Source organism: Nonomuraea sp. IBHARD001 (assembly GCF_056106265.1).
The window spans coordinates 2,463,122-2,490,042 of record NZ_JBWBBW010000002.1; the positions used below are offsets into that span (position 1 = coordinate 2,463,122).

Here is a 26,921-nt window from a genome sequence, read left to right on the forward strand (position 1 = left end):
GCCGGGCGCACCGACTTGCAGGTGACTTGGAAGCCACTTGGCGGGGCCGATCCCGGCATGGGAAATCGGCCAGGAACGGTCTAATCTCCCCAGCATGGCCCTGCGCATCCCCCTCCCCAAGGTCGACCTGCTGATCGGCTCGGCCGTGATCGTGCTCGGCACCCTCGAAGCGTTCACCACGGCCACCTCCTACGGAGCCACGCAGAACCCGCAGCTGTGGTGGGTCGTCCAGGCGGTCGTCACCGGCGTGCTGCTGTGGTTCAGGCGCAGGTCGCCCGTCGCGGTCTTCGTCCTCATGATCGTCGCCCAGTACGCCTGGCATCGGCAGGGCAACGAGGGCTGTCCGGTGTGGCAGCTCTCGGCGCTGCTCATCGTCTTCCACACGGTCGGGGCCGAGCTGCGGCTTCGGCACGGCGCGTTCGTCGCGCTGCTGGGCATCGCGATCTTCGACTCCGGCGCGGTCGATCACCGGTTCCTGCCGCTCGAAGAGATCATCTTCCTGACGGTGATCTTCGGCGCCGCCTATCTCACCGGGCTGCCGCTGCGCTGGTACCTGCTGCGGGCCAGGCGCGCGGCCGAGGAGGCCGCCGAGGCCGTGGCCGGGGAGCGGCTGCGCATCGCACGCGAACTGCACGACGTCGTGGCGCACAGCGTCAGCATGATGGTCATGCAGGCGGGCGTGCTGCGCCGCGTCTCCGGCCCCGAGCACGCCGACGCCCTGCACCTCATCGAGCGCACGGGCCGCGAGGCGGTCGAGGAGTTGCGCGTCATGCTCGGCGCGCTGCGCATGCCGCTCGACGAGGCCCTGCCGCAGCCCGGCCTGGAGATGCTCAGGGCCACCGTCGACACCCTGGCCTCCTCCGGCGTGCGCGTGAGCCTGGCCGTCACCGGCGACCCGGTACGGCTGCCGCCCGGCGTCGACCTGTCGGCCTATCGCATCGCGCAGGAGGCGCTGACCAACGCCGTCAAGCACGGCGGCGAGGCCGCGATCGGCGTCGCCGTCGTCTATCACGCCGACTCCGTCGAGGTCGAGGTCGTCGACGACGGCAACGGCAGGAGCACGGCCCAGGGCCTGTCGACCGGGCACGGCCTGGCGGGCATGCGCGAGCGGGCCGAGCTGTTCGGCGGGCGATTCGAGGCCGGACCACGACAGAAGGGCGGCTTCCGCGTGCACGCGAGCCTGCCGATCTCCCAGGAGGTGCTGGTATGACCGCAGTCCGTATCGTCATCGCCGACGACCAGGCCATGGTCAGGGTCGGCCTGCGCATGGTCGTCGACAGCGAGCCCGGCATGGAGGTGGTGGGCGAGGCGGCCGACGGGCTCGAGGCGCTGGCCGTCGCCCGCCGTACCCAGCCGGACATCGTGCTGATGGACATCTCGATGCCGCGCATGGACGGGCTGACGGCGGCCAAGGAGATCCTGGAGGGGCCGAGGCCGCCGAAGGTGATCATGCTGACCACGTTCGACACCGACGAGAACCTCTATGCCGCGCTCAGGGCCGGGACCAGCGGGTTCCTGCTGAAGGTCTCGCCGCCCGAGCAGCTGGTCGAGGCGATCAGGATCGTGCACGCGGGCGACGCGTTGCTCGACCCGGCCGTCACCAGCCGGGTCATCGCCTCCTTCGCCGGTCGGCACGACCCCTCGCCGCCGCCCCAGCTCGCCGAGCTGACCCCGCGCGAGCTGGAGGTGCTGCGCTTCCTGGCCCGTGGCCTGACCAACGCCGAGATCGCCCGTGAGCTGTTCGTCGGCGAGGCCACGGTCAAGACGCATGTGGCACGCGTGCTGATGAAGCTGCACCTGCGCGACCGGGCTCAGGCGGTCGTGTTCGCATACGAGTCCGGCGTGGTACGGCCGGGCGCCGCGATCGGGTAGTAGGCGGCCCAGGCCTCGTCGCCCATGCGCAGGATCTTCACCCCGATGTGGCCGAACGCGACGACCGGGACGCTCCACAGCACGGCGGTGACGGGGCCGTAGCTCACGGCGAACGAGCCGAGGTACCCGGCCGCCACCACCAGCGGCACCCACCAGCCGACGAAGCCGGAGCGCCACACGGCGACCACCAGCAGCGGCAGCCCGAGCATGCCGAAGAACATCCACGGCAGCTGGAAGCCGAACACCACGCCGGGCAGGTCCATCATCTCCCCGAGGATGCGCTGGGCCTCCTCGGGCGTGTGGCGCGCGGCCAGCCACCACTCGACCGGGTCGCTCAGCAGCAGACCGGACATCGTGATGTAGCCGACGACGGTCAGCGAGCCGGTGACGTGCCCGAATACGGTCGCCTTGCGCCGGGTGACGTGCACCAGGCCGAAGGCGGCCACGGCCATGAGCAGCCAGCTCCAGTGGTAGAGCGCCGACTGCAGCTGGGCGAGCGCCGGGTTGTCGAAGTAGCTGACCGCCTCCCGGTCGTCGCCCCAGGTGCCGGGGTCGACGACGGCGGCCACCGCCTGCAGGAGCGGTGCGACGACGATGAGTGTTCCCGCCGCGATGCGGCGGAAGGTGACCTGGTTGCTGAGCATCGAAATGTCCTTGCCATGTGCGGATCGTGTAGCCAGGACGCTAGGTGCGGCAGGCGGTCGCGGTCGTCCGCCGGGCGGGTGACCTGGGGTCATCCTCTCGGGGGTTATTGGCTAGTAGGGGGGTCATATGTGTATATTTTCCGTCAATAGACCTCTGATGCGGGAGATTTTTCATGAGGGCGTTCCCCAGTGTTCTGTTCGACGAGGCGCACAGCGAGTCATGGACCATCCGGCGTGACGTCGCCGAGGCCATGAATCCCGGGCATCCCGACGACAACAGCTATGCGCGGGCCGCCGAGACCCTGCGCCGTCTCGGCCACACCGTGACCGCGCACGCCGAGGGCGCGCTGACGCCGCAGGCGCTCGCCGGGCAGGACGTCCTCGTGATCGCGCACCCGTCGCAGGAGCGCTGGGAGCGCACGACGGGACACGGCAGCCCGCTCCTTTCCGCCGCCGAGCTCAACGCGATCGAGAGCCACGTGGCCGACGGCGGCGGCCTGGTCGTGCTGGCCGAGCACGAGCAGGACAAGTACGGCAACAACCTGGACGAACTGCTGGCCCGTTTCGGGGTGAGCATCCGTCACACGACCGTGCAGGACCCCAGGAACGCCTACCGTGACGTCGCCGCCTGGGTGCGCGGCGTGCCGGGCCAGAAGGGCGGCCTGCTCGCCGGAGCCGCCCAGGCCTGCTTCTACCGCGCCGGGACGCTGGCCGCCGGGCAGGAGGCACGCGTGCTGTTCGCCACCTCCGACAGCGCCGACCCCGCCCAGGCCCCCCTGGCCGTCGCCGTGCCGTACGGCAAGGGCCGCGTGGTGGCCTTCGCCGACTCCGACCTGTTCGGCGACGACTCCATCGGCGACCTCGACCACGCGACTCTCTGGGGCAATGTGGTCACCTGGGCGGCGCGCATCCCCGAAGGCGCGCGCGGCGAGGCGGGCGACCCGGCCAAGGCCGCGCTGTTCGCCGATCTCAAGGCCGTCGTCGAGGAGCTCCGCCCGCTGCAGGTCAAGGACGGCTCGGTCCCGGAGGAGAAGGAGCGCGCACTCGCCCTGGTGGGGAGGATCTCCGGCCTCGTGGGTGCGCTGGCGCCCTTCTTCCCGCACGACGCCGCCTACCTCGCCGCCGTGCGGGCCGATCTCGGCGCCTGGGCCGACGGCGGGCTCGGCGTGCCCGACTTCCTCGACTCGCTCGACCTCTTCCACCCCGACACCCAGCGGGTCGACGGGCTCGAACACCTCGTGCTCTTCCCCATGTACACCCAGAACGGCAATCCGAACCGCAACATCGAGGCCGTCTGGCTGCGGACGATCTGGCCCGAGTGGCTGGCAGCCCTGGAGCGGGGCGCCTACGACAACCCGATGTTCGTGCCGATCGCGTTCGTGGACTTCACCTCCGGCTACGACACCCACTCCGCCGTGCTCTTCCCCGAGACCGTCGCGGTGCGCACGACGCCCGCGCGCTTCACCTGGGGAGGCATCTTCGCCGACCGCGAGGCCGCGCGCTTCCGCGCCGTCAGCGGGGCCGCCGCCGCCACGCTCAAGCTCACCCTGCCGCCCGACGCCGAGCGCCTCGTCGCCTCGCAGGAGCTCGCCCAGGACACCTTCGTCCTGTGGGACCTCATCCACGACCGCACCCACAGCCACGGCGACCTGCCGTTCGACCCGTTCATGATCAAGCAGCGCATGCCGTTCTGGCTGTACTCGCTCGAGGAGCTGCGCTGCGACCTGACCGCGTTCGGCGAGGCCGTGACGCTGGAGCGGGAGGGCGTGCCGCACGCCAGGTACGTGCAGCTGGCGATCCTGTTCGACCGGCTGTTCCGCTTCCCGATCACGGGGGAGCGCGTGCGCAACTACGACGGGCTCGGCGGGCAGCTGCTGTTCGCCTACCTGCACCGCAACGACATCGTGCGCTGGACGGACAACGCGCTGTCCATCGACTGGGCCCGCGTCGCCGACGGCGTCGCCGATCTTCGTGCCGAGGTGGAGAAGCTCTACCGCGACGGCATCGACCGCTCCAAGCTGGCGCACTGGCTGGCCGCCTACGAGCTGGTCTCGGCCTATGTCGAGCCGCACCCGAACTCGGTGTGGAAGCGTCGTGACCTGCCCGATGAGCAGAAGGGCATGGTGGACGCCGTGCTGTCGGACGAGTTCCCCCTGAGCATGTTCTACGAGGCACTGCGTCGTAAGCTGGCCGACGTAGTCGAGTCCACGAAGGGGATCCGCGCATGATCATCCTTGTCACCGGGTCGGCAGGTCCCACGGGCCAGGCCGTCACCGACCACTTCGTCTCGCGCGGCGACACCGTGATCGGCGTCGACAAGGACGACGTCGACCTGCTCGACCGCGCCGCCGTACAGGCGCTGGCCGATCGGGTCGCCGAGGAGCACGGGCGCGTCGACGGTGTGGTGCACCTGGTCGGCGGGTGGCGTGGGTCCAAGACGTTCGCCGAGACCCGGCTCGAGGACTGGGATCTGCTGCACGACCTGCTGATCCGCACGCTGCAGCACGTCTCGCTCGCCTTCGAGCCGCTGCTGCGCGCCTCCGGCAACGGGCGCTTCGTCATCGTCTCGGCCAAGGCGGCGGAGCGGCCGACGGCGGGTGGCGCCGCCTACTCGGCCGCCAAGGCCGCCTCGGAGGCGTGGACGCTGTCGCTGGCCGACGCCCTGCGCGACACCCCGGCCGCGGCGACGATCCTCGTGGTCAAGGCCCTGGTCAACGACCAGATGCGGGCCGCCAAGCCGGACGCCGCCTTCGCCGGGTACACCGACGTGCGCGATCTGGCCAAGGCCGTGGCCGACCTCTACGAGCGTCCGGCGGGCGAGATCAACGGCACGCGACTGGACCTCACCCAGTGAGCTCCGCCGTGACCCCCCGCCACGACCCCGCACTGAAGAGCTTCGCCAGCGACAACTACGCCGGGGTGCACCCGGAGATCCTCCAGGCCATCGCCGTGGCCAACGAGGGCCACCAGATCGCCTACGGGGACGACGTCTACACCGAGGCGCTCCAGGGCGTGTTCAAGGCGCACTTCGGCGAGCGGGCGCAGGCCTGGCCGGTGTTCAACGGGACGGCGGCCAACGTCGTCTCGCTGCGCGCGATGACCGCACACTGGGAGGCCGTCGTCTGCGCCGAGAGCGCGCACATCAACACCGACGAGGGCGGCGCGCCCGAGGTGACGGGCGGCATCAAGCTCCTGCCGGTGCCCACGCCCGACGGCAAGCTCACCCCCGCCCTGATCGACAGGCAGGCCTGGGGCTTCGGCGACCCGCACCGCGCCCAGCCGCGCGTCGTTTCCATCTCCAACACCACCGAACTCGGCACGGTCTACACCCCCGCCGAGATCAGGGCCGTCTGTGACCACGCCCACGACCTGGGCCTGCTGGTCCACCTCGACGGCTCCCGCCTGACCAACGCCGCCGCCGCCCTCGACGTGCCCCTGCGCGCGCTCACCACCGACGCGGGCGTCGACGTGCTGTCCTTCGGCGGCACCAAGATCGGCCTGCTGTACGGCGAGGCGGTCGTCGTGCTCAACCCCGACGCCGCACGCGGCGTGGAGTACATCCGCAAGACGTTCATGCAGCTGTCGTCGAAGATGCGTTTCGTCTCGGTGCAGTTCGAGGCGCTGCTCGGTGGCGACCTGTGGTTGCGCAACGCCCGTCAGGCCAATGCCATGGGCCGCCGCCTGGCCGCCGCGATGTCCGGCATCCCGGGAGTCGTCGTGCCGAGGCCGGTCGAGGCCAATGCGGTCTTCGCCGTCCTGCCGCCCGACGTGACCGAACGCCTGCAGAAGCGCTTCCGCTTCTACACCTGGAACGAGGCCACCGGAGAGGTGCGCTGGATGTGCGCCTTCGACACCACCGAGGCCGATGTCGATGCCTTCGCCGCCGCGGTGGCGGAGGAGATGCGCTGAGGCCCGGCCGCTCCCTCGCGCCGTGCCGATCGGCCCCTTGATCGGCCCCTTGATCGGCACCGGCGCGTGGGCCTGGCTATCGTGTGCCCTCATGCAAAGAATGACCGGATTGTTGATTGGCGCGGTTTTCGGGATGGTCTTCGTGATCGTCAACGCGCACGCCCCCCTGGACACCGCCGTCGCCACCCTGCTCAGGGCCGCCGCCGTCCTGACGCTCGTCGCGATCATCGCCATGTGGGTCGTCGCCGTGGGCAGGGAGAGGCGCGGTGAGGTACGGCCGGAGCCGGGTCCGCCCGGCGGCATGTTCGGCAAGGGCTATGTGCTCGTCGTGGTGGCCGAGGCGGTGGCGCTGTTCGGCGGCATCGCCCTGCTGCAGGCGTTCGACCGTCCCGAACAGTCGAACGTGGCCTGGGTCGCCGTCGTGGTCGGTGTGCACTTCGTCGCTCTGGCCCGGGTGTGGAAGGCGGGCAGTGTGCTGGCGCCGGGCGTCATCCTGACCGGCCTCGGTGTGGCCGGCCTGGTCATGGCCGAGACGGCGGCGGTCGCGTGGACGCCGTTGGTCGCGGGCGTGTTGTCGGGGATCACCCTGCTCGCGGGCTGTTTCGTGGCCTCGTGGCAGGGACTGGCGGCGCAGGGCGCGCGACGGGCCGGTAAAGCTTGAATCTGGGCCTTGACGCCGGGCCGTTCAAGCGATTTATTTATAGGAAAGTTTCTTATAAGTAATTCATCGGACGTGAACCGGCTGCCGCACAGCTCTAAGGAGGGGAACTGGGCGGACGCGGCGCGCTGCCGTGCACCAGTTTAGGAAGGTCGCCGCCATGACGGAAAGCCTCCTCAGCCGTCGCAGAGTCGTCCTCGGTACCGCCGCCCTCCTCGGAGCGGGCTGGCAGGTCGCACCGGCCCACGCCGCCGGGGGTTCGCACCCCGGCGCGTCCGGCCTGCTGCCCGCTCCCACCGGGCCGCACCCGGTCGGCACCGAGATCACCCATCTTGTGGACCACGACAGGTCCGACCCCTACGCCGGAGACGGCCGCAAGCGCGAGCTGATGGTGCAGACGTGGTTCCCCGTCCAGCAGCGGCACGGGGGCAACCCGGCGCTCTACATGGGACCGGGCGCGCTGGCCAGGCTTGAGCGTCAACTCGGCGCCGCGCCCGGCTCGCTGGCCGTGATCAGGCCGAGGGCCAGGACCGGGCTCACCGCGTTGCGCTCGATCGGCGGGCTGCCGCTGGTGCTGTTCAGCCACGGCTGGGGCGGCGGCAGGGCCAACGCCACCCTGCTGGCAGAGGAGCTCGCCAGCCACGGCCTGGCCGTCGTCGCCGTCGACCACACCTTCGACGCCGCCGCGGTCGACTTTCCCGACGGCAGGGTCGTGCACTCGGTCCTCCCGGCCGAGCCGACCGAGGCCGACGACCTGATCAACATCAGGACCAGGGTCGGCGACCTGCGCTTCACCCTCGACTGGATCCTGCGCCACCGCGAGGGCAACCCGCTGTGGCGACGCGTCGACCAGCACCGGATCGGCGCGTTCGGCCACTCGATGGGCGGATCGGCGGCGGCCGAGCTCATGCTGGCCGACGGCAGGATCCGGGCGGGCGCCAACATGGACGGCGCCTTCTTCGGCACCTCCGCGCCGTCGGTCGGGCTGGACCGGCCCTTCCTGCTGATCACGGCCGACTGGGACCACTCCACCTGGGGCAGCTTCCGCGACAACCACAGGTCGTGGGGCAGGCATCTGGTGGTCGAGGACGCCGGGCACTACTCCTTCGCCGACGCGCCCTTCTACGTCGAGCCCGGCCGGTTGCGCGCGATCCTGCCGGATGAGACCTTCGACCTGCTGTTCGGCGACCTGTCCGCCGCACGCGCCGCCGCCGTGACCCGGGCCTACGTCGGCGCCTTCTTCCGCTCCTGGTTCCTCGGCGGCCACGGCTCCCTGCTCAACCGCCCGAGCCCCGCCTTCCCTGAGGTCACCTTCCGCTGGGTCGCACGCTAGCCGTCGCCGACGGGCACTCCCAGGGAGCCGAGGGCGTGCCTGGCCGCCTGGAGGCCGCCCATGCCGTGCACGCCGGGGCCGGGTGGCGTCGCGGCCGAGCACAGGTACACCCCCGGCAGGGGCGTGCGCCACGGTGCCGCCGACCACACCGGCCGGACGAACTGCCCCAGGCTGCCGAGACCGCCCCCGATGTCGCCGCCGACCAGATTGGCGTTGTGCGCGCTCATCGCGGCCGTGTCCATCGTGTGCCTGGCGAGCACCCGGTCCCGAAAGCCCGGTGCGAACCTCTCGACCTGCGCCTCGATCGCCGACGTCATGTCCACGCGCGAGCCGTTGGGCACGTGGCAGTACGCCCACACCGGATGCCCGCCCCGCGTGGGATCGGCCGACGCGGGCTGGGTCAGCAGGACGTACGGCCTGAGCGGATGGCGACCGGCGCTCACCGCACGCTCGCTCAGCACGATCTCCTCCATCGTCCCGCCCAGATGCACGGTCCCGGCCGAGGCGACACGGGGATCACGCCACGGCACCGGCCCGTCCAGCGCCCAGTCCACCTTGAACACGCCGGGCCCGTAGCGATAGCGCTCGAGGCGGCGCCGGTACCCGGCGGGCAGCCTGGCGATCCGCAGGAACTGCCGGGGCGTGAGGTCGAGCAGCACGACGGGCGCGTCGAGTTCGGCCAGGTCACGCACCGGGTGCCCGGCGACCGCCTCGCCGCCCAGCGCGGCGAACCTGGCCAGCAGGGCGTCGGCCAGCCGCTGCGCGCCGCCCTTGACGAACGGCCAGCCCACCAGATGCGCCAGCGAGCCGAGCATGAGCCCGTACCCCCCGGTGATCGGTGCGCGCAGGTCGAGCATCGAGTGCGCCGCCATGCCCGCGAACGCCGCCCTGGCCGCCCGCCCCCTGAACACGGTGCGCCCGAGCACGGTCGCGGGCAGCACCGCCGCCGCCCCGAACCGCGCCGCCGCCACCGGAGCCCCGGGCACGAACCTGCGCAGCCCCTCGCCGCCCGGCGGCCGTCCGAGCGGCGTCAGCAGGGTGTCGACCAGCGGCAGCCCGGCCCTGGCCGCCGCCCCCACGCTCGCCTCCCACGCGGCGCCGTCCGGCCCGAGCCCGCGTGCCGTACGGCGGGCGTCGCGGTGCACCAGCACGGCGTCGCGGCCGTCGAGCGGGTGCGCCGCGGCCACGGGCGGATGCGCGAACTCCACGTCCAGGTCCATCGAGCGCAGCGCGGGGGAGGCGAGGGTGAGCGGCAGCACGCTCGCGCAGACGTCGTGCAGCAGGCCGGGCAGCGTGAGCTCCTCGGTGCGCAGTCCGCCGCCGAAACGCGGCTGCGCCTCCAGCAGCAGCACGCGCAGCCCGGCCTCGGCCAGTGTCACCGCGCCGACCAGCCCGTTGGGCCCCGAGCCGAGGACGACGGCGTCGTGTGCCCGGTTCACGAGGTGCGGCCCGTCTCCTTCTCGAAGGCGGTCAGCTGCTGCTCCAGCGCCTTCATCAGCTCGAAGACCTGGGCCGGAGGAATCCTGATACGCCGGACGATCCGCGTCGGCACGCTGATGTAGCGCTCACCGGACTCGGGATCGTCGTTGAGCTGCGGCGGCCTGGTGATCACCGCAAAGTCGAGAACGAACCCATCCTGGGTATGCCAGACCGACGCGAAGTTCGCGTAGTCTCCCGCCTCGACGTCCGCGGAGATCGTGACCTCCAGCCGGCTTTCCTGATCATCGTTCGCCATGCCCCTATGGTGCCGCACGGCCGGGCGATCACTTCAGGATGGACGCGTACGGCTTGGCCGAGCGTTGCGACAGCATGCCGGTCATCAGGGCGATCTCACCGGTCTGACCGTCGACGATATTGCGGGCCATGGTGACGACCTCGTCGCGTTCGGACAGCTTGAGCAGCCCTTCGGCCATCTCCACACCGCCCTCGTGATGACGGATCATCAGCTGCAGGAACATCACCTCGGCGTCCTTGCCGCCCAGCGAGCGCAGCTTGGTCAGCTCGTCGGCCGAGGCCATGCCGGGCATCGCGTCGGGCGCCTCGGTGGTGCCGCCGTGCCCGTGGCCGGCCATCCACGCCATGTCGGGCCGTTCGGTCGCCTGGTCGAGACCCCATTGCTGCAGCCAGCCCATGAAGATGCCGCGCTGGGCGGTCTGGGTGGTGATGATGTCGTAGCTCAGGCTCCTGATGTCGCGCGACTGGCTGGCGTCACGCACGATGAAGGCCATCTCGACGGCCTGGGCGTGGTGGCGGCCCATGTCGCGGGAGAACCCGGCTTCGGGCGAGGCGTCGGCCGGAGGGCCGTTGCCGCCGAACAGGAGCAGGAGCACGGCGGCCACGACGGCCACGGCCGCGCCCGCTATGAGCAGTGGCTTGCGCTTTTCCATGGTTTTCCCAGCGTACCCAGGGTGGGATACCAGACGCCGCACGATGCCATACCAGCGGGCCCTTGCCCTTATTCTCCACATACGGCCCTAGGGCATAGGGTGGCCCGGACTTGGCATGCCGATGGAGGAACGATGACGAGGGAGAAATCGCAGGCTCGGCGCGAGCATCTGGCGAAGATGCGGGCCGACCAGAAGCGAAAGGAACGCCGCACCGCACTGCTCATGTGGGGTGCGGGAGGCGCTGTGATCGTGCTCCTCGTCGGTGTGGTCGGCTTCTACATGATCAAGCAGTCGAGCGAGACCTCGCTCGACGCCGTGACGACGGCCAAGTATGTGGGCAGCCAGCACACCACCGACAAGGTGACGTACAAGGAGAGCCCGCCGGTCGGCGGCGAGCACCACCCGTACTGGCAGAACTGTGGCATCTACGACAAGCCCATCCACAACGAGCACGGCGTGCACTCGCTGGAGCACGGGGCGGTCTGGATCACCTACAAGCCCGGCCTGGCCGCGGCCGAGCTCGACAAGCTCAAGACGCTCGCGGCCAAGGACTACATGCTCCTCAGCCCGTCGGAGGGCCTGTCCACGCCGATCGTCGCCAGCGCCTGGAACCACCAGCTCAAGGTGACCAGCGCCGACGACCCGAAGCTGGCCAGGTTCATCACCAAGTACAAGGAAGGGCCCGACACCCCTGAGCGCGGCGCAGCCTGCACCCAGGGAGTCGACACGACCGCGGACCAGGCTCCGCTGCCGCAGCCCTCTCCGCAGCCTTCGCAGGCGACCACCGAGATGCCCTCGGCCTCGCCGTCGGCCTCACCGGCCTCCTGAGGCTCAGCCGAAGACGTGCCACCGACGATCCCGGGTCCAGCGCAGGACCCGGGATCGTCGTGCTTGCACCACAGGCGCGCACGCCCCGGCCCGCCGACGTTTGGGCGTGACCACGCCGGGCATCGGGACAGCGCCGGTCGCCGTATTCCGCACGGGGGTGCGGGACACGCTGTCAGCGTTCGACACGGGTTCCCGACAGGGTGTCGGAGCGTGCGAAGCCGCTCCCCGGTTTCCTCGATAGGCTCCCTGCCAGCAACGTCAGGATGGGGTCAACGATGAGCAAGCCGCAGTTTCCGGGGGAGGGCCCGGAGCCTGCTGTGACCGGAGCGGGCGCGGCCAGGCAACCGGCGGCCCCCGGCAGGCACGCGGCTCCCACACCCGGCGGCGATCTCGGCAAGAGACCGGAGCGCAAGCCCAAGAAGGTGAAGAAGGCCAAGGCCAAGGCCGTCACCACGACCAAGGTCATGACGGTCACCGAGACCGGCGAGGAGAGCGAGCCCAAGAAGGCCGGGCCGCGCTCGGGGGCCAGCCGCGCCACCACCGTCGTCCTGATCGTCGCACTCGGCCTGGTGATCGTCTCGGCGGGCGTGCTCGGCACCATCGCCGTGCTCATGACCCGCAACCCCGGCATACCGCTCGGCGGCCAGCCCCGGTCCATCGCCCTGAACCCGCCCATCCACTTCGCGCCCGTCGCCGAGGCCAAGCCCGCGCCGTGCCCCGGGCTGCAGGCCGCGCTCGACCAGGCCCAGTCCACCTGTTACGTGCTGGAGGACGCGCTCGCCGTCACCGCCGTACAGAAGATCGAGACGGTCAAGGCCAAGAGCGGCTACGCCGTGCGGATCGCGCTCGCGCCCGCGTTCGTGCCCAAGATGGAGGCGCTGACCAGCGACTTCGTCGACGAGCAGATGGCGATCCTGGTCGACAACGTGGTGCTGGCCGCCCCCCGGGTCGGCTCGCCGCTCGCCGGTGACAGCCTGAGCATCTCCGGCCTCACCAAGGACAAGGCCGAGGAGCTGAAACTACGCCTGCTCGGCCCCTCGGCCACCATGCAGCCCACCACGCAGCCCACCATCGGCACGAGCGCCCCCACCGACCCGCTCCCGTCCGACCCGCTGCCGTCCGCCCCTGTGCCCTCCGACCCACTGCCCGCCACGCCCACCGACGGCGGCATCGGCGCCCCCGTCACGCCGGGCGCGGCCCTGACGCCGGGCACCCAGGCCACGGCCACGCCGACCGTCGAACGCGTCGGCGCCGAGCAGCGCTACCCGACCTGCCAGGCGGCCCGGGCGGCCGGGTACGGCGGCCCGTACAGCAAGGGCACGCACCAGCAGTACGCCTGGTACCCCGACACCGACAAGGACGGCTTCGCCTGTGACCCGCAGGACGTCGACGCCCCCGCCTGAGCGGCCTCACACCAGCGCCTCCTGCAACGCCGTCACCCCGAAGTAGGCGGCGAAGATCAGCGAGACCACCCACAACAACCACGGGATCTCGGCGAACTTCCCCCTGGCCGCCTTCACCACCGTGTAGGCGATCACCCCGGCCCCCACGCCATTGGTGATCGAGTACGTGAACGGCATCAGGGCGATCGTCAGGAACGCCGGGATCGCCAGCTCCAGGTCGTCCCACGGCACATTGCGGCACTGCGTCATCATCAGCGCCCCGACCAGCACCAGCGCGGGCGCAGCGGCCGCTGCGGGCACCACGGCGGCCAGCGGCGTGAACAGCAGCGTGAGCCCCAGCAGCCCACCGGTCACCAGCGCCGCCAGACCGGTCCTCGCCCCTTCGCCGACACCGGCCGCCGACTCCACGAACACCGTGTTGGCCGAGGCGCTCGAAGCGCCGCCGACCACGCCCGCGACGCCGTCCACGGTCAGGATGCGGCCCAGCCTCGGCACCCGCCCCTGCTCGTCGACCAGCCCCGCCTCGTCGCTGACCCCGATGATCGTGCCCATCGCGTCGAAGAACCCCGACAGCACCAGGGTGAACAGCACGACCGTCGCCGTCACCGCACCCGCCGTCGCGAACCCGCCGAACACATCGAACTGCCCGATCAGCCCGAAGTCCGGCACCGCGACCAGCGACTCGGGCATCGTCGGCACCACCACGCCCCACGCCTTGGGGTCGATGTCGGCCACCGAGTTCACCACGACGGCCAGCACGGCCGTCACCACGATCGAGACGAGGATCGCCGCCGGGGTCCTGCGCACGTACAGGGCGATCATCAGCAGCAGCCCGAAGCAGAACACCGCGACCGGCCAGCCCGCCAGGTGCCCGGCCGTGCCGAGCTGGACGGGCGTGCCCGCGCCCGGCGTGACGAACCCGGCGTCGACCAGGCCGATCAGCGCGATGAACAGCCCGATGCCGATGCTGATGGCGTGCTTGAGCGCCAGCGGGATGGCATTCATGATCAACTGCCGCACGCCCGAGATCGCCAGCACGATGATGACCAGGCCCTCCAGCACCACCAGGCCCATCGCCTGCGCCCACGTCATGTACGGCGCCGCCTGGTAGGCCACCACGGCGTTGAGCCCGAGCCCGGCCGCCAGCCCGAAGGGCGCGTTGCCCACGACCGCCATCAGCACCGTGCTCACACACGCGGCGAACGCCGTCGCCGTCGTCAGCTGGCCGATGTCGAGCCTGGCGCCCGTCACGTCCTTCGCGCCCGCCAGGATGATCGGGTTCAGCAGGATGATGTAGGCCATCGCCATGAACGTGGTGACGCCGCCGCGCACCTCCCTGCCCGGCGTGCTGCCCCGGCCGGACAGCTCGAAAAACCTGTCGAGCACAGTCCATCCCCCCTCGTGCGACAGGGGGATGACCTGCTCCTACCCAGAGATCGCCAGCGCGATGTCCTGAGGTCTGATCGGCACCCGGCTCAGCGCCACCCCGGTCGCGTCACGCACGGCCGCCGCGATGGCCGGGGTCGAGGACAACGTCGGCGGCTCGCCCGCCCCGCGCAGCCCGTACGGGGCGTGCGGGTCGGCGTTCTCCAGGATCGACAGGCGCATGGGCGGCATGTCGAGGATCGTGGGGATCAGGTAGTCGGTGAACGACGGGTTCAGCACCCGGCCGTCGCGCACCTGGATCTCCTCCATCAGCGCGAGGCCGAGCCCCTGCGCCGAACCGCCGTGGATCTGGCCCTGCAGCGCCAGCGGGTTCAGCACCCGCCCGACGTCCTGCACGACGTCCAGCGCCACCACCTTCACCAGGCCGAGCTCCACGTCCACGTCGACGACGGCCCGGTGCACGCACAACGCCAGCTGCGTGTGGGAGTCGCCCTGGCCGGTGACCGGGTCGAGGGGCTGGGTGGGGCGGTGGCGGTACTCGCGTGTCTCCTCGATCGGGCCGTACCTCTGCACCGCCTGCTTCGCCGTCAGACCGCCGAACCTGGCGCGCACAGCCTCGCAGGCCGCCTTGACCGCGCCGCCCGTGACATACGACTGGCGTGAGGCCGACGAGGATCCGGCCGAGCCCACCGCCGTGTCGGCCGTGGCCACCGTGACGCGTTCGACGCCGAGCTCGGTCCTGGCGATCTGGGCCTGGATCGTCACCAGGCCCTGGCCGACCTCGGCCGCCGCCGTGTGCACCAGGACGTGCGGCTCGCCCCCGGCCAGCTCCACCCGCACCCTGGCCGTGGAGTAGTCGTCGAAGCCTTCGGAGAAGCAGATGTTCTTGATGCCGACGCCGTAGCCGACGCCTCGCCGTACCTGCTCGCCGTGTGTGGTCTGCGAGACGCCGCCGGGCAGGGCCAGCAGGTCGGCCTCGTCGGGGCGCTCCTGCGGCATCGGCATGGCGGCCAGCTCGCGCAGCATCCCGGCCAGCGGCGCGGGCGCGTCGACCAGTTGCCCGGTGATCAGCCGCGAACCCTGGGACACGGCGTTGCGCACGCGGATCTCCACCGGGTCCAGGCCGCACGCCTCGGCGAGCCTGTCCATCTGCGACTCGTAGCCGAAGCACGCCTGCACCGCGCCGAACCCCCGCATGGCGCCGCACGGCGGGTTGTTGGTGTACACCCCGTAGGCGTCGACGCGCACATTGTCCACCTCGTACGGCCCGACGCCCAGCGAGGCCGCGTTGCCGACGACGGCGGGGGAGGAGGAGCAGTACGCGCCGCCGTCCAGCAGGATCTCGGCCTTGACATAGACCAGCGTGCCGTCGGCGTTCGCGCCGTGCTCGTAGCGCATGATCGCCGGATGGCGGTGCACATGGCCGAAGAACGACTCCTCACGGCCGTAGACGATCTTGACAGGCCGTCCGGTGCGCAGCGCCAGCATGCAGGCGTGCACCTGCATCGACAGGTCCTCACGCGCCCCGAACGCGCCGCCCACCCCGGCCAGCGTCAGCCGCACCAGCTCAGGCGGCAGGCCCAGGCAGGGGGCGAGCTGGTCGCGGTCGACGTGCAGCCACTGGGTGGCGATGTAGAGGTCGACGCCGCCGTCCTCGGCGGGCACCGCGAGGCCGGACTCCGGGCCGAGGAAGGCCTGGTCCTGCATGCCCACCTCGTAGTCGCCGGTGACGACCACCTCGGCCTCGAACACCTCGCCCTTCCTGACCGGCTGGTGGCGCACCAGGCTGCCCCGCTCCTTGGCCACCCTCGGGTCGGTGACCGCCTCGCGCACGTCGTACTCGACCACGATCGCCGCGGCGGCCCTGCGCGCGGTCTCCGGGTGGTCGGCCGCCACCAGCGCGACCGGTTCGCCCTGGTACCTCACCTGGTCGACGGCCAGCACCGGCTGGTCCTTGAGCTCAAGGCCGTAGTACTTCTCGCCCGGCACGTCCTCGTGCGTCAGCACCGCGAGCACACCGGGCATCGCCAGCGCCGGGCCCACGTCCACCGACCTGATCCACGCCGACGGATGCGGACTGCGCAGCGTCACCCCCCACACCATGTCGTCGAGCCACAGGTCGGAGGAGTAGGCGAACTCACCCGTCACCTTGAGCGCGGCGTCGGGGCGGCGTGCGCTGTGGCCGACGCCGTCCTCGATCACGGGGACGTGTGGTTGTGAGGAGGTGGTCTGTGTCACCTCGCCAGTACAACACCACCGCTGCGCGCTTCCAATGTCCACAGCGTGAAATCGGGTCAAGGCGTCCTTCCCGGCGCTTGTATATTCCTCCAAGTGCGTATCTCGGACCTTCTCTCCGATCCTCGGCTCCGGCTCCGGCTGCTGTGCGGCCCGGCCGACGTCGAGTTCGGCGCCGTGCACATCACCGACCTGCCCGACCCGGCCCGCTACCTGAGCGGCGGCGAACTCGTCCTCACCGGGCTCATGTGGCACACCTCGCCCGCCGACTCCACCGCCTTCGCCGAGAGCCTGGCCACGGCGGGCGTCGCCGCCGTCGCCGCAGGCGTCGCCAGGCTCGGCCACGTGCCCGCCGACCTGGTCGAAGCCTGCGAACGGCTGGGCATCACGCTGCTCACCGTGCCGGTCGAGGTCTCCTTCAGGACCGTCACCGAGGTCGCGGGCGCCGCCCTGGTCGCCTCGGCGCGCGACGACCTCGGCAGGCACCGCCGCTTCGTCGCCGCCATGGCCGACGGCGCCGGCCTGGCCAGGCTCTTCACCCTCACCGCCGCCGAACTCGGCATCACCGCCGCCGTCGTCTCGGCCACCGGAGCCCTCGTCGCCGGCCACACCGACGACCCGGTACGGCTGGCACGCGCCTTCCTCGCCGCGCCCAGGCTGCCGTGCCTGGCCTCCGGCACGACGCTCTTCCCCGTGGGCCGCGCGCACCGGGCGGCCGGATGGGCGCTCGCCTGCGAGGGCGACCTGATGGAGCGGGCCGACCTCGGCTACGAACTGGCCTCGATGGTCGCACTCGAACGCGCCCGCATGGAGGAGGGGCGCAGGGTCGAACGCCGCCTGGCCGGGCACCTGCTGGCCGCCGTGCACGCCGAGCCGGGCGGCGAGGCCGAGCTCAACGCCGGGCTGCGCTCGTGCGGCATCGACGCCGCCGAACCGTACCTGGTGCTGAGCGCCGTGCTCGCGGGCCGGAGCGGGGAGCTGGCCGGGCAGGTGCTGGAGAACCTGCTGGGCGACGCCGTCGTGGCCGTGCCGTACCAGGACGGCGCCGTGGCCCTGGCGCCGCTGCGGGTGGCGGGCGGCGACCGCACGGCGCTGACCGACCGGCTGCGCGCCGGGGCCGAGGTGCTGGCGGCGCTGCCCGGCGCGGGCGTGGCGATCGGGCTCAGCGCACCGCTCGCCGGAGCCGGGGCGCTCAAGGGTGGCGTCCAGGAGGCCGGGCACGCCAGAGCCCTGGCCGAGGCCAGGAACGGCGGCGTCGCCACCAGCGACGAGATCTACTCCCACGCCCTGCTGCTGGCCACGGTGCCTGACGAGGTACGCCGCTCGTTCGCCGACCGGCTGCTCGGACCGCTGGCCGACTACGACCGGCGCCACCAGTCCGACCTGCTGCGCACGCTGCGCACGTTCCTGGACTGCGCCGGGTCGTGGCACGCGTGCGCCGAACGCATGCACGTCCACGTGAACACGGTCCGCTACCGCATCAGACGCGCCGAGGAGCTCACCGGCCGCGACCTGTCCACGATGTCGGACCGGGTGGACTTCTATCTGGCCCTCCGCGTGGACTGACGCTCATCGCCCGCCGGATCGCGGCATGCTCGCCGAGCACCCGCCGGTCCTCAAGGGTGTTGCGCTCCATGTCGGTCCACGGAAGGGCCTGGCGTATCCAGGACAGCGCGGCCGGCAGCTCACCCAGGTGGCGATGGGCCGTGGCCAGGCGCAGCATCGAGCCGGCCACGACGCCCACGGCCTTGGCCTCGCGGGCCAGCGCGGCGGCCTGGTGCAGGGGAGCGAGCGCCTCACCGGGCCTGCCGAGACACACGAGCAGCCTGCCGATCTCGTTCAACGCCATGGCCTGATGGGTGGCGTCGCCGACCGAGGCGGCCATGTCCAGGGCCCGGCCGAGCGTGGTGTGCGCCTCCTCGTACCGGCCGAGCTCGACGAGCGCCACACCGGTCATGAACAGCGCGTAGCGCTCGCCGACGGCCGAGCCGATCTGCCTGGCGAGGCGGGCCTGCTCGCGCGAGTGGCCCAGCGACTGCTCGTAGTGCTCGGATTTGACCTCGGTCAACGCCAGATTGCCCAGCGCCCGCATCTCGCCGAACCGGTGCCCCATCTCCTGGGCGAGCACCCGCTGACGCCGCAGGTAGCCGATGCTCTCCGCGTACCTGGCCTGGCGTCCCAGGGTGGTGGAGACCTGGACCAGCGCATTGAGCTCCATCTGCCGGTCGCCGAGACGGGTCGCCAGGCGCAGGGACTCCATGCCCATCCGGTAGGCGTCGGTGGGGACGTGGATGTACTCCACACGCCAGTACAGGCTCGTGGCCGTGGCGTCGCCCAGTCTGGCCAGCGTCTCGTCCTGCTCCGCCATGGCCTGCCCGGCCGCCGCGATCATGTTGTGCTCCTCGGCGGCCAGCCAGGCGTCGGCCGCCTCGGCGTCGGGGAACAGGCCGGGCTCGACCGGGATCGTCTCCTCGAGCGGCGTGCGATGCGGATACAGCAGTGCGGTGGCCGACTTGGCCAGCCGCGAGTAGTACCGCATGACACGCGTCATCGCGGCGAGCGAGACGTCCGCCTCCTCCTGCGCGGCGAGCTCGGCCGCCACCAGCCGGATGAGGTCGTGCGGATGGTGACGGCCGCTCTCGCTCACGTCCAGCAGGTTCGCCGACACCAGCCGCCCCAGCGCCTCCCGCGCCTCGGCCGGGTCGGCGTCCATCAGCGCGGCCATCACGGCGCCGTCCACATCGGGCACCCGCAGCAGCCCGATCAGCCGCAGCGCACGTGCCGCCGCCCGATCGCGCGCCTGCTCGCTCCGATCGAGCGCCTGCACGCCGGACAGCAGGCTCGACCGTACGGCGAGGTCCTCGACCTGGAGTTCGTTGAGCCTGCGCTGCTCGTCCTCCAGCAGCGAGGCCAGGTCGCCCGCCGTCCACTCCGGCCTGTCGGCCAGCCTGGCCCCGGCGATGCGCAGGGCCAGCGGCAGCGCGCCGCACAGCCGTACCAGCCGCCGCGTGTCCGCCTCGGCCGCCGTGCGGGAGTCGCCGGTCAGCGCGGTGAGCATGGCGGTCGCCTCCTCGACCGGCAGGGGGGCGACGCGCAGCCGCACACACGCGCCGATCGCACCCAGGCTCTCCCTGCTGGTCACGATGACCGCATTGCCGTGCGGTGTGCCGAGAAGGGGCGCCACCTGCTCCGCGTCGGCGGCGCCGTCGAGCAGGACGAGCATCCTGCGTCCGCGCACCCGTTCGCGCCACATGCCTGCGGCCGACTCCGGGTCGCCCGGCACGGCCGCCGCCGCCACGCCGATCGAGCGCAACAGGTACCCCAGCACCTCGCCCGGCGTCATCCCCGCCAGGCCCGGTGTGGCCCCGCGCAGGTTGACCAGCAGCTGCCCGTCGGGAAAGTGCTCGCTCACCGCATGGGCCACATGGAGGGCGAGGGCCGTCTTGCCCACACCGGGCGGTCCCGATACGACCGACAGCGCCCCGGCCCGCGAGGTGACCGACGAGCGGAGCACGGCCACCTCCGCAGCCCTCCCGACGAACGAGCGCAGATCTCGCGGCAGCTGGCGCGGCACCTCACGTGCGGTGGAGCTCTCGTCCCTGAGCAGGCGTCCGTAGGATCGCCGCAGGCCCTCGCCCGGCTCGGTGCCGAACTCGTCGGCGAGCAGCCTGCGCCCGTCCTCGTACACGTCGAGCGCCTCGGCCCGCCGCCCGCAGATGCGCAGCGCGTCGACCAGCAGCTCGCGCATGTGCTCACGGGTCGGATGCAGCTCGCACAGCGAGGGCAGCTCCCGCGCCACCTCCTCGTGGCCGCCGATCCGGATCAAGGCCCCGGCCCGCCGCTCGACGGCGTCGAGCCGCAGTTCGCCGAGCCGGGCGCGCTCCAGCTCGACGAAGCGGCCGGACGTGCCGTGCAGAGCCGGGCCCCGCCACAGCTCAAGACCCAGCGTCAGCAGCCGTGCCGCCTCGGCGTCGTCACCGGCGCTCACGGCCGCGCCCGCCTGAGCCAGGTAGTGCTGGAACAGCAGCGAGTCCACCTGGTCGGCGCCGAGCATCAGCGTGTAGCCGCTCACACCGCCCGGCAGCACGGCGGAGGGCGAGCGCGGGTCCCTGCCGGGTTCGAGCGCGGCGCGCAGCCCGGAGACATAGGTGTAGACGCTCTGCTCGGCCGAACGCGGCGGGCTCTCGCCCCACAGGTCGTCGACGAGCCGGCTCAAAGGCACCGCGCGACCGGCGTCGGCCGCGAGCCTGACCAGGACCGCGCGCTGCTTCGGGGGTCCGGGCGCGAGGACGTCCCCGCCCCTGGCCACGCCGACCGGGCCGAGCAGCAGGACGCGGAGGCCGGGGGAGGCGCTCATGCCTGGATCCTGGCACGCGCGTGCCTGATCGCGGCGCGCTCGTCGAAGGCCAGCCTGTCCCACACGCCGTCGCGCACGTCGTCGGTGAGCGGGATGGCCGAGTCGATGTGGGCCAGCGCGCTGTCGAGCTCGCCGAGCTGGCGGAACGCCTTGGAGATCAGGACCAGGCAGGTCAGTCTGAGCCCTCCGGCCTTGGCCGCCTCCGACAGCGCCAACCCCTCCCGCAGGGGTTCGACGGCCAGAGCGGGACGCCGCATGCCGATGTGCGTGTGGCCGATCGCCGCCAGCGTCATGGACTGGTGCGTGGGGTCGCCCGCCGCCCTGGCCATGGCGAGGGCCTGGGCCAGCGGCTGCGCCGCCTCCTCGTAACGCTCCAGCTCGATGAGGGCCAGGCCGATCATCATCAGCGCGTGGCGTTCGCCGACCACGGCGCCGATCCGCCTGGCGATGCTCCACTGCTCCTCGGCGTAGTGGATGCTCTCCTCGAACAGCTCGGCCTTGCGTGCGGTGTTGGCCAGATTGCCGAGCGCGCGTACCTCACCGAACGGATAGCCCATGCGTCTGGCCAGCTCGCGTTCGCGTTCGTGGCTGGCGATCGCCTCGACGTACTCGCGCTGCCACATCAGGGTGGCCGAGATCTGCACCTGGGCGTTGAGCTCCATGCGCCGGTCGCCCAGACGCCTGGCCAGGCTCAGCGCCTCCTGGTTCATGTGCAGCAGGTCGGCGGGGCGGTAGGCGTGCTCGAGGCGCCAGAAGAGGATGGCGGCGGCTGACTCGCCGAGCCTGGCCAGCTCCTCGTTCTCGTGCGTCATCGCCTGGACGGCCACCGCGATCACATTGTGCTCCTCGCCGTCCAGCCAGGCCTCCGCCTCGGCCGCGTCCGCGAACAGCCCCGGCACCACCTCGACGGCGTCGTCGAGCGGCGTGCGATGGGGGTAGACCAGGGCGGTGGCCGACTTGGCCAGGCGCGTGTAGTGGCGCAGCGCCCGCAGCAGGCAGGCCAGGGAGTCGTCGACGTGCTCGGCCAGTTCGGCGGCCAGCAGCCTGATGAGATCGTGGAAGCGGTAGCGGCCGGACTCGCCCTCCTCCAGCAGGTTCGCGGCCGTCAGCCGCCGCAGCGCCGCCTGCGCCTCGGCGCGGCTCACGCCCAGGAGGGCGGCCAACCCGTCGGCGTGCACGTCGAGCACCCGCAGCAGCCCGAGCGCCCGCAGCGCACGCGCCGCCGCCCTGTCGGCGGCCAGACCGCTCGCCTCCAACGCCTCCACACCGCACACGAGGCCGGTGCGTACGGCGAGGTCGTCGACGATGAGCTCGGTCAGCCTGCGCCGTTCGTCCTCCAGCAGCGCGGTCAGGTCGCGCACCGCCCAGTCGGGCCGCTCGGCCAGCCGCGCCCCCGCGATGCGCAGGGCCAGCGGCAGTCCGGCGCACAGCCGTACCAGGTCGCGGGTGTCGGCGGCGGTCGGGTCGGCGCGCTCGGGACCGGCGAGCGCGGCCAGCATCGCCGCCGCCTCGGATAAGGACAGGGGGCGCATGCGCACGCGTGCGCAGTCGTCGAGCGAGGCCAGGCTCTCCCTGCTGGTCACGATGATCGAGTTGCCGAGCGGCGCCCCGAGCAGCGGCCTGATCTGCGCGGCGTCGGCGGCGTCGTCCAGCACGACGAGCACCCTGCGCCCGTGCAGCCTGCTGCGCCACATCGCACCGGCCTCGTCCACGTCGCCAGGCACCCCCGAGGCGGGCACGCCGATCGAGCGCAGCAGCCGCCCGAGCACCTCGCAGGGCGTCAACGCGGTGATACCGGGCGTGCCGCCGTGCATGCGGACGAACAACTGGCCGTCGGGGAAACGGTCGGCCACCGCATGGGCGACATGTACGGCCAGCGCCGACTTGCCGAACCCGGGAGATCCCGAGATGACCGACACCGGCTGCGCTGGCGAGCCGTCGTAGGGGGCGAGCGCCGCCGTCAGCACGGCCTTGGCCTCGGCCCTGCCGACGAACGTCCGCAGATCCCTCGGCAGCTGGCGCGGCACGTCGCAGCGCTCGGCCTCCTCCTCGGCCGCAGGCTCGGGCGCGCCCGCCTCGTCCCTGAGGATGCGCTCGTGGCACTGCCGCAACGCCTCGCCCGGCTCGGTGCCGAGCTCCTCGACCAGGTGCCTGCGCCCGTCCTGGTACAGGGCGAGCGCCTCGGCCCGGCGGCCGACCAGGTGCAGCGCGGTCATGAGCAGCTCGCGCAGCCGCTCGCGCAACGGGTGACGCGCGCACAGCTCCATCAGTTCGAGCGGGACCTCCGCGTGCCGCCCCAGCTCGATCAGCGACGCCGCCCTGTGCTCGACCGCGTCCAGCCTGAGCTCGTCCAGGCGGGCCCGCTCCATCTCGACGAACGGCCCCGAGGCCCCGCTGAGCGTCGGGCCCCGCCACATCCCGAGCGCCGAGTCGAGCACGCCGACCGCCTCGGCGTGGTCGCCCAGACTCCTGGCCGTGCCCGCCCGCTCCAGGCGCCGCCGCATCACCAGGGAGTCGATCCGCTCACGTGGGAGCAGCAGGCTGTAGCCGCTGGCCGTGCCGCTCAGCACCGCGGAGGACGAACGCGCGGTGCGCGCCGGCTCCAAGGCCGCGCGCAACCCGGCGATATAGGTGTAGACGCTCTGCTCGGCGGTCTTGGGTGGGTTCTCGTCCCACAGGCCGTCGATGAGCTGCCCCATCGTGACGACGCGCCCGGCATCGGCGGCCAGCCTGGCCAGCACGGCACGGCGCTTGGGCGGCCCCAGCGCGATCTCCTCACCATCCCTGGTCGCGGTGACGGGCCCGAGCAGGGACACCAGAAGGCCGTCGGTGTACGTGCTCTCATCGGTCAATCGTTACCTCCGTAGGCCGCGGATCCGGTCACGACCTGCAGCCTAGGGACGAGGACCGACAGTCGGCCCCGGCCGTCGGCGTCAGGTGTCATTCATGGTCAGCACAAGGGCGGCGCGCTCCTCGGCCGCGCGCGTGACCCACGGGCCGTCACGAACCTCCTCGGCCAGCGGTCCCGCCCGCTCGATGAAGTCGAAGGCCGCCTCCACCCGGCCCAGCAGCCGGTGCGCCCTGGCCAGCTCCACGAGACAGGTCAGCTCGATCCCCTTGGACCTGACCTCCCGCGACAGCCGCAACGCCTCCAGCAGCACCTCGGCCGCCGCCTCGGGCTCCCCCCGGCCGAGCAGGACACGGCCGAGGCTCGTCCCGGCCATGGAGACGTGGGTGGTGTCGCCCGCCTGCCCGGCCTGCGCCACGGCCTCCCGCAGAGCCGCCTCGGCCAGGTCGAACCGCCGGGTCTCGCGGTAGGCATGGCCCAGCATCATGAGCGCGTAGCGTTCGCCGACGTTCGCGCCGATCTCCTTGGCCATGGCGAGCTGCTGCCGGGCGTATTCGACGCAGTCGTCGTAGCGGTCGAGGTGGAGCGCCGCGGCCGCCATGTTCCCGAACGTGCGCAGCACACCGAACGAGTCGCCGAGCCGCCGCGCGAGGTCCTGTTCCCTGGCCAGGGAGGCGAGGGCCTCCTCGTCGCGCCCCTCCGACATCAGCGCGGCTCCGACGGGAACGAGCGCGCGCAGCTCCAGGGCCTCGTCGCCCAGCCGCCGCGCCACCCGAACGGCCTCACTCGCGCCGTGCGCGAGCTCGCGGTGGCGGCACTCGTGGTCGAGGTGCCAGAACAACCCCAGAGCGGTCAGCACCCCGAGCCTCGCTACCTCCGGGTCGTCGTCGTCCATGACCTGCGCCGCGGCCGAGATCATGTTGCGCGACTCGGCGGCGAGCCAGGCACGCGCCGCCACGTCGTCGGCGAACAGGCCGCTCTCCAGCGTGATCGCGTCGTCGAGCGGCGTGCGATGCGGGTAGGCCAGAGCTCCCGCCGATCTGGACAGGCGGGTGTAGTACCGCATGGCGCGCAGGAAGGGGCCGCTCCCCGCCTCCTGGGGGCCGAGCTCGGCCACCACCAGCCTGACCAGGTCGTGCAGGTGGTAGCGGCCGGGCTCGTCCTCCTCCACCAGATGGGCCGAGACGAGCCGCGTCAGCGCCGCCCGCGCCTGGCCGGCCTCGCATCCGGCCAGGGCGCCCGCCACCGGGGCCGTCACGTCGAGGACCCTGAACCCGCCGATCAGCCGCAGCATCCGCGCCGCCGCGCGGTCCAGCGCACGTCGGCTGTCCTGCAGTGCCTGCACACCGGTGATCAGGCCGGAGCGTACGGCGAGGTCGTCCACCTGCAACTCGTCGAGCCGCCGCCGTTCGTCCTCCAGCAGGGCGGTCAGGTCGCCGACACGCCGGTCGGGCTCATCGGCCAGCCTGGCTCCGGCGATGCGCAGCGCGAGAGGCAGCCCCCCGCACAGCTCGACCAGCCGCTCGGTGGCACCCGATTCGGCATCCGTCCGCCCGGCGCCCGCGAGGTGGCTCAGCATCGCGGTCGCCTCCGCCACGTCGAGCGGCTCGACCCGCAGCCGTACGCAGTCGTCGAGCTCGACGAGGTCGTCCCTGCCGGTGACGACGACGCGACTGCCGTCGGGCACGCCGAGCACGGGTTCGATCTGCTCGGCCGCCGCCGCGTCGTCGAGCACGACCAGCATCCTGCGCCCGGTGAGCCGGGTGCGCCAGACGTCGCTCGCCTCGGCGAGGTCGTCCGGCACGGCGTTCGGCGGCAGGCCGATCGAGCGCAGGAGGTAGCCGAGCACGTCCAGCGCACTCAGCCGGGGAAGGTCCGGCGTCGCCCCCCGCAGCCGCACGTACAGCTGCCCGTCCGGGTATCCGCTCGCGGCCCCGTGCGCCACATGGACGGCCAGCGCCGACTTCCCGACGCCGGGTGCTCCCGAGATGAGCACGGGGGAGCCCGATCCGGAGGCGAGCAGGGCGCGGAGCCGCCCGGTCAGCTCGGCTCGGCCCACGAAACGCAGCAGGTCCCTCGGCAGCTGACGCGGCGCCTCGACGCCGGCGATGCGCTCATGGCACCGGCGAAGGGCTTCGCCCGGCTCGTTGCCCAGTTCGTCGAGCAGGCGCTGGCGGCATCGCCGGTAGAGGTCGAGGGCCTCGTCCCCGCGCCCGCTCAGGTGCAGCGCGGTCATGAGCAGTTCGAGCGGGCGCTCACGCAGCGGGTGGCGCTCGTGCAGCTCGGCGAGCTGCGGCGGGACCTGCGTGTGGCGGCCGATCCTGATCAGGGCGGCGGCTCTTCGCTCGAAGGCGTCGAGCCTGAGCTCCTCGAGCCGTGCCCGCTCCAGCTCCAGGTGACGTCCCGGGACGCCGGCGAGCGCCGGGCCCCTCCAAAGGCCGAGCGCGGAGTCGAGGAGCGTGGCCGCTTCGCCGTGGTCGTCACGGCTCTGCGCCAGACGCGCCCGTTCGAGCAGGTCCTGGAGCGCGAGCGCGTCCACCTGTTCGGGCGGCAGGCGCAGGTGGTAGCCGCTGGAGGCGCTCAGGAGCGGCGCCCCCGATCCGCGTGGTGCCCGGTCCGGAGACAGGGCGGCCCGTAACCCCGCGACGTAGGTGTAGAGGCTCTGCTCGGCCGATCGAGGCGGGTTCTCGCCCCACAGACCTTCGATGATCTGGGACCTGGTGACGACCTGGCCAGCCCTGAGCGCCAGGATGGCCAGGACAGCCCGCTGTTTGGGCGATCCCAGCGCGATCTGCGCGCCGTGGCGACGGGCGGAGACCGGTCCGAGCAATGACACCACGAGCCCGCTCGAGACGACGTGCTCGTCCGCCATGCTCACCTCCGAAGGCCCGGCCTCTGCGCGGCAGGCAGCCTACTCCGCACGCCGCAGACGCGTGTCAACTTCAAGATCATGCGCTGCGGCGTTCGTCCCGGAGTAGCCGGAGGAGAGGGAATGCGAGGAGTGGCGGAAGCCGATCGGCCGTGCGATGCCGCCTTCCCTGAGACCGTGTGCGGCCTTCAC

The 26,921-nt window shown here is 72.1% G+C and carries 19 protein-coding genes; 10 read left to right on the forward strand and 9 right to left on the reverse strand.

The annotated features are described in order from the left end of the window. The first annotated feature begins 94 nt into the window (after positions 1-94). Together ACTWNK_RS13460 and ACTWNK_RS13465 are read left to right on the forward strand one after the other, a co-directional pair. Positions 95-1,210 (forward strand): sensor histidine kinase, encoded by a 1,116-nt coding sequence (locus tag ACTWNK_RS13460; RefSeq protein ID WP_474304259.1) that lies wholly within the window; start codon positions 95-97, stop codon positions 1,208-1,210. Beyond that, positions 1,207-1,872, forward strand: coding sequence for a response regulator (locus tag ACTWNK_RS13465; protein ID WP_474304260.1), 666 nt, complete (start codon positions 1,207-1,209; stop codon positions 1,870-1,872). The genes ACTWNK_RS13460 and ACTWNK_RS13465 overlap by 4 nt, the downstream gene beginning before the upstream one ends. On the opposite strand, the gene ACTWNK_RS13470 is transcribed toward ACTWNK_RS13465, so the two are convergent. Further along, a complete protein-coding gene (locus ACTWNK_RS13470) occupies positions 1,812-2,516 on the reverse strand; it encodes a hypothetical protein (protein WP_474304261.1) in 705 nt (234 codons plus the stop codon). The two genes, ACTWNK_RS13465 and ACTWNK_RS13470, sit on opposite strands and share 61 nt — an antisense overlap. Positions 2,517-2,689: 173 nt before the next feature. Here ACTWNK_RS13470 and ACTWNK_RS13475 point away from each other — a divergent pair, with 173 nt between their 5' ends. The 5 genes from ACTWNK_RS13475 (at position 2,690) to ACTWNK_RS13495 (ending at position 8,416) form a co-directional block, all read left to right on the forward strand. Next, positions 2,690-4,744 carry a DUF6421 family protein gene (locus ACTWNK_RS13475; RefSeq protein ID WP_474304262.1) on the forward strand — a complete coding sequence of 685 codons (2,055 nt, stop codon included), beginning with the start codon at positions 2,690-2,692 and terminating at the stop codon, positions 4,742-4,744. Then, positions 4,741-5,370: an SDR family NAD(P)-dependent oxidoreductase gene (locus tag ACTWNK_RS13480; protein ID WP_474304263.1), complete on the forward strand. Its 630-nt coding sequence runs from the start codon at positions 4,741-4,743 to the stop codon at positions 5,368-5,370. The genes ACTWNK_RS13475 and ACTWNK_RS13480 overlap by 4 nt, the downstream gene beginning before the upstream one ends. Positions 5,371-5,378: 8 nt before the next feature. After that, the gene (locus tag ACTWNK_RS13485; protein ID WP_474304264.1) at positions 5,379-6,425 is read left to right on the forward strand and encodes a threonine aldolase family protein; all 1,047 of its coding nucleotides are present in this window, start codon (positions 5,379-5,381) and stop codon (positions 6,423-6,425) included. Between the two features lie 133 nt (positions 6,426-6,558). Beyond that, positions 6,559-7,086 (forward strand): hypothetical protein, encoded by a 528-nt coding sequence (locus ACTWNK_RS13490; protein ID WP_474304265.1) that lies wholly within the window; start codon positions 6,559-6,561, stop codon positions 7,084-7,086. A 157-nt stretch (positions 7,087-7,243) separates the two neighbouring features. After that, positions 7,244-8,416: an alpha/beta hydrolase family protein gene (locus ACTWNK_RS13495; protein ID WP_474304266.1), complete on the forward strand. Its 1,173-nt coding sequence runs from the start codon at positions 7,244-7,246 to the stop codon at positions 8,414-8,416. Here ACTWNK_RS13495 and ACTWNK_RS13500 read toward each other — a convergent pair. From ACTWNK_RS13500 to ACTWNK_RS13510, 3 genes are read right to left on the reverse strand one after another with little or no spacing between them, the layout of a single operon-like run. Further along, the gene (locus tag ACTWNK_RS13500; RefSeq protein ID WP_474304267.1) at positions 8,413-9,855 is read right to left on the reverse strand and encodes a phytoene desaturase family protein; all 1,443 of its coding nucleotides are present in this window, start codon (positions 9,853-9,855) and stop codon (positions 8,413-8,415) included. The genes ACTWNK_RS13495 and ACTWNK_RS13500 overlap by 4 nt on opposite strands. Further along, the gene (locus ACTWNK_RS13505; RefSeq protein WP_474304268.1) at positions 9,852-10,151 is read right to left on the reverse strand and encodes a DUF3467 domain-containing protein; all 300 of its coding nucleotides are present in this window, start codon (positions 10,149-10,151) and stop codon (positions 9,852-9,854) included. The genes ACTWNK_RS13500 and ACTWNK_RS13505 overlap by 4 nt, the downstream gene beginning before the upstream one ends. Positions 10,152-10,179: 28 nt before the next feature. Beyond that, positions 10,180-10,803, reverse strand: coding sequence for a DUF305 domain-containing protein (locus ACTWNK_RS13510; protein WP_474304269.1), 624 nt, complete (start codon positions 10,801-10,803; stop codon positions 10,180-10,182). A gap of 132 nt (positions 10,804-10,935) precedes the next feature. On the opposite strand from ACTWNK_RS13510, the gene ACTWNK_RS13515 reads away from it, so the two are divergent. Both ACTWNK_RS13515 and ACTWNK_RS13520 read left to right on the forward strand, forming a co-directional pair. Further along, entirely contained in the window at positions 10,936-11,631 is a 696-nt protein-coding gene (locus ACTWNK_RS13515; RefSeq protein ID WP_474304270.1) for a DUF3105 domain-containing protein, read from the forward strand. A gap of 275 nt (positions 11,632-11,906) precedes the next feature. Beyond that, positions 11,907-13,034, forward strand: a complete 1,128-nt coding sequence (locus ACTWNK_RS13520; RefSeq protein WP_474304271.1) for an excalibur calcium-binding domain-containing protein — start codon at positions 11,907-11,909, stop codon at positions 13,032-13,034. 6 nt (positions 13,035-13,040) lie between these two features. On the opposite strand, the gene ACTWNK_RS13525 is transcribed toward ACTWNK_RS13520, so the two are convergent. Next, a complete protein-coding gene (locus ACTWNK_RS13525; RefSeq protein WP_474304272.1) occupies positions 13,041-14,420 on the reverse strand; it encodes an NCS2 family permease in 1,380 nt (459 codons plus the stop codon). A 39-nt stretch (positions 14,421-14,459) separates the two neighbouring features. Then, positions 14,460-16,658, reverse strand: a complete 2,199-nt coding sequence (locus tag ACTWNK_RS13530) for a molybdopterin cofactor-binding domain-containing protein (RefSeq protein WP_474304273.1) — start codon at positions 16,656-16,658, stop codon at positions 14,460-14,462. Between the two features lie 93 nt (positions 16,659-16,751). On the opposite strand from ACTWNK_RS13530, the gene ACTWNK_RS13535 reads away from it, so the two are divergent. Continuing rightward, a complete protein-coding gene (locus ACTWNK_RS13535) occupies positions 16,752-18,221 on the forward strand; it encodes a helix-turn-helix domain-containing protein (RefSeq protein ID WP_474304274.1) in 1,470 nt (489 codons plus the stop codon). Here ACTWNK_RS13535 and ACTWNK_RS13540 read toward each other — a convergent pair. The 3 genes from ACTWNK_RS13540 to ACTWNK_RS13550 form a co-directional block, all read right to left on the reverse strand. Further along, positions 18,154-21,012, reverse strand: a complete 2,859-nt coding sequence (locus tag ACTWNK_RS13540; protein WP_474304275.1) for an AfsR/SARP family transcriptional regulator — start codon at positions 21,010-21,012, stop codon at positions 18,154-18,156. The genes ACTWNK_RS13535 and ACTWNK_RS13540 overlap by 68 nt on opposite strands. After that, positions 21,009-23,864, reverse strand: a complete 2,856-nt coding sequence (locus tag ACTWNK_RS13545) for an AfsR/SARP family transcriptional regulator (protein ID WP_474304276.1) — start codon at positions 23,862-23,864, stop codon at positions 21,009-21,011. The genes ACTWNK_RS13540 and ACTWNK_RS13545 overlap by 4 nt, the downstream gene beginning before the upstream one ends. Before the next feature lie 81 nt (positions 23,865-23,945). Next, positions 23,946-26,732 carry an AfsR/SARP family transcriptional regulator gene (locus ACTWNK_RS13550; RefSeq protein ID WP_474304277.1) on the reverse strand — a complete coding sequence of 929 codons (2,787 nt, stop codon included), beginning with the start codon at positions 26,730-26,732 and terminating at the stop codon, positions 23,946-23,948. Positions 26,733-26,921: the final 189 nt, after the last annotated feature.

Coding starts and splice junctions, on each gene's coding strand:
- ACTWNK_RS13475 (WP_474304262.1), top strand. CDS start 2,690: ATGAGGGCGTTCCCCAGTGTTCTGTTCGACGAGGCGCACAGCGAGTCA.
- ACTWNK_RS13505 (WP_474304268.1), bottom strand. CDS start 10,151: ATGGCGAACGATGATCAGGAAAGCCGGCTGGAGGTCACGATCTCCGCG.
- ACTWNK_RS13465 (WP_474304260.1), top strand. CDS start 1,207: ATGACCGCAGTCCGTATCGTCATCGCCGACGACCAGGCCATGGTCAGG.
- ACTWNK_RS13470 (WP_474304261.1), bottom strand. CDS start 2,516: ATGCTCAGCAACCAGGTCACCTTCCGCCGCATCGCGGCGGGAACACTC.
- ACTWNK_RS13515 (WP_474304270.1), top strand. CDS start 10,936: ATGACGAGGGAGAAATCGCAGGCTCGGCGCGAGCATCTGGCGAAGATG.
- ACTWNK_RS13550 (WP_474304277.1), bottom strand. CDS start 26,732: ATGGCGGACGAGCACGTCGTCTCGAGCGGGCTCGTGGTGTCATTGCTC.
- ACTWNK_RS13495 (WP_474304266.1), top strand. CDS start 7,244: ATGACGGAAAGCCTCCTCAGCCGTCGCAGAGTCGTCCTCGGTACCGCC.
- ACTWNK_RS13540 (WP_474304275.1), bottom strand. CDS start 21,012: ATGAGCGCCTCCCCCGGCCTCCGCGTCCTGCTGCTCGGCCCGGTCGGC.
- ACTWNK_RS13510 (WP_474304269.1), bottom strand. CDS start 10,803: ATGGAAAAGCGCAAGCCACTGCTCATAGCGGGCGCGGCCGTGGCCGTC.
- ACTWNK_RS13490 (WP_474304265.1), top strand. CDS start 6,559: ATGGTCTTCGTGATCGTCAACGCGCACGCCCCCCTGGACACCGCCGTC.
- ACTWNK_RS13480 (WP_474304263.1), top strand. CDS start 4,741: ATGATCATCCTTGTCACCGGGTCGGCAGGTCCCACGGGCCAGGCCGTC.
- ACTWNK_RS13460 (WP_474304259.1), top strand. CDS start 95: ATGGCCCTGCGCATCCCCCTCCCCAAGGTCGACCTGCTGATCGGCTCG.
- ACTWNK_RS13520 (WP_474304271.1), top strand. CDS start 11,907: ATGAGCAAGCCGCAGTTTCCGGGGGAGGGCCCGGAGCCTGCTGTGACC.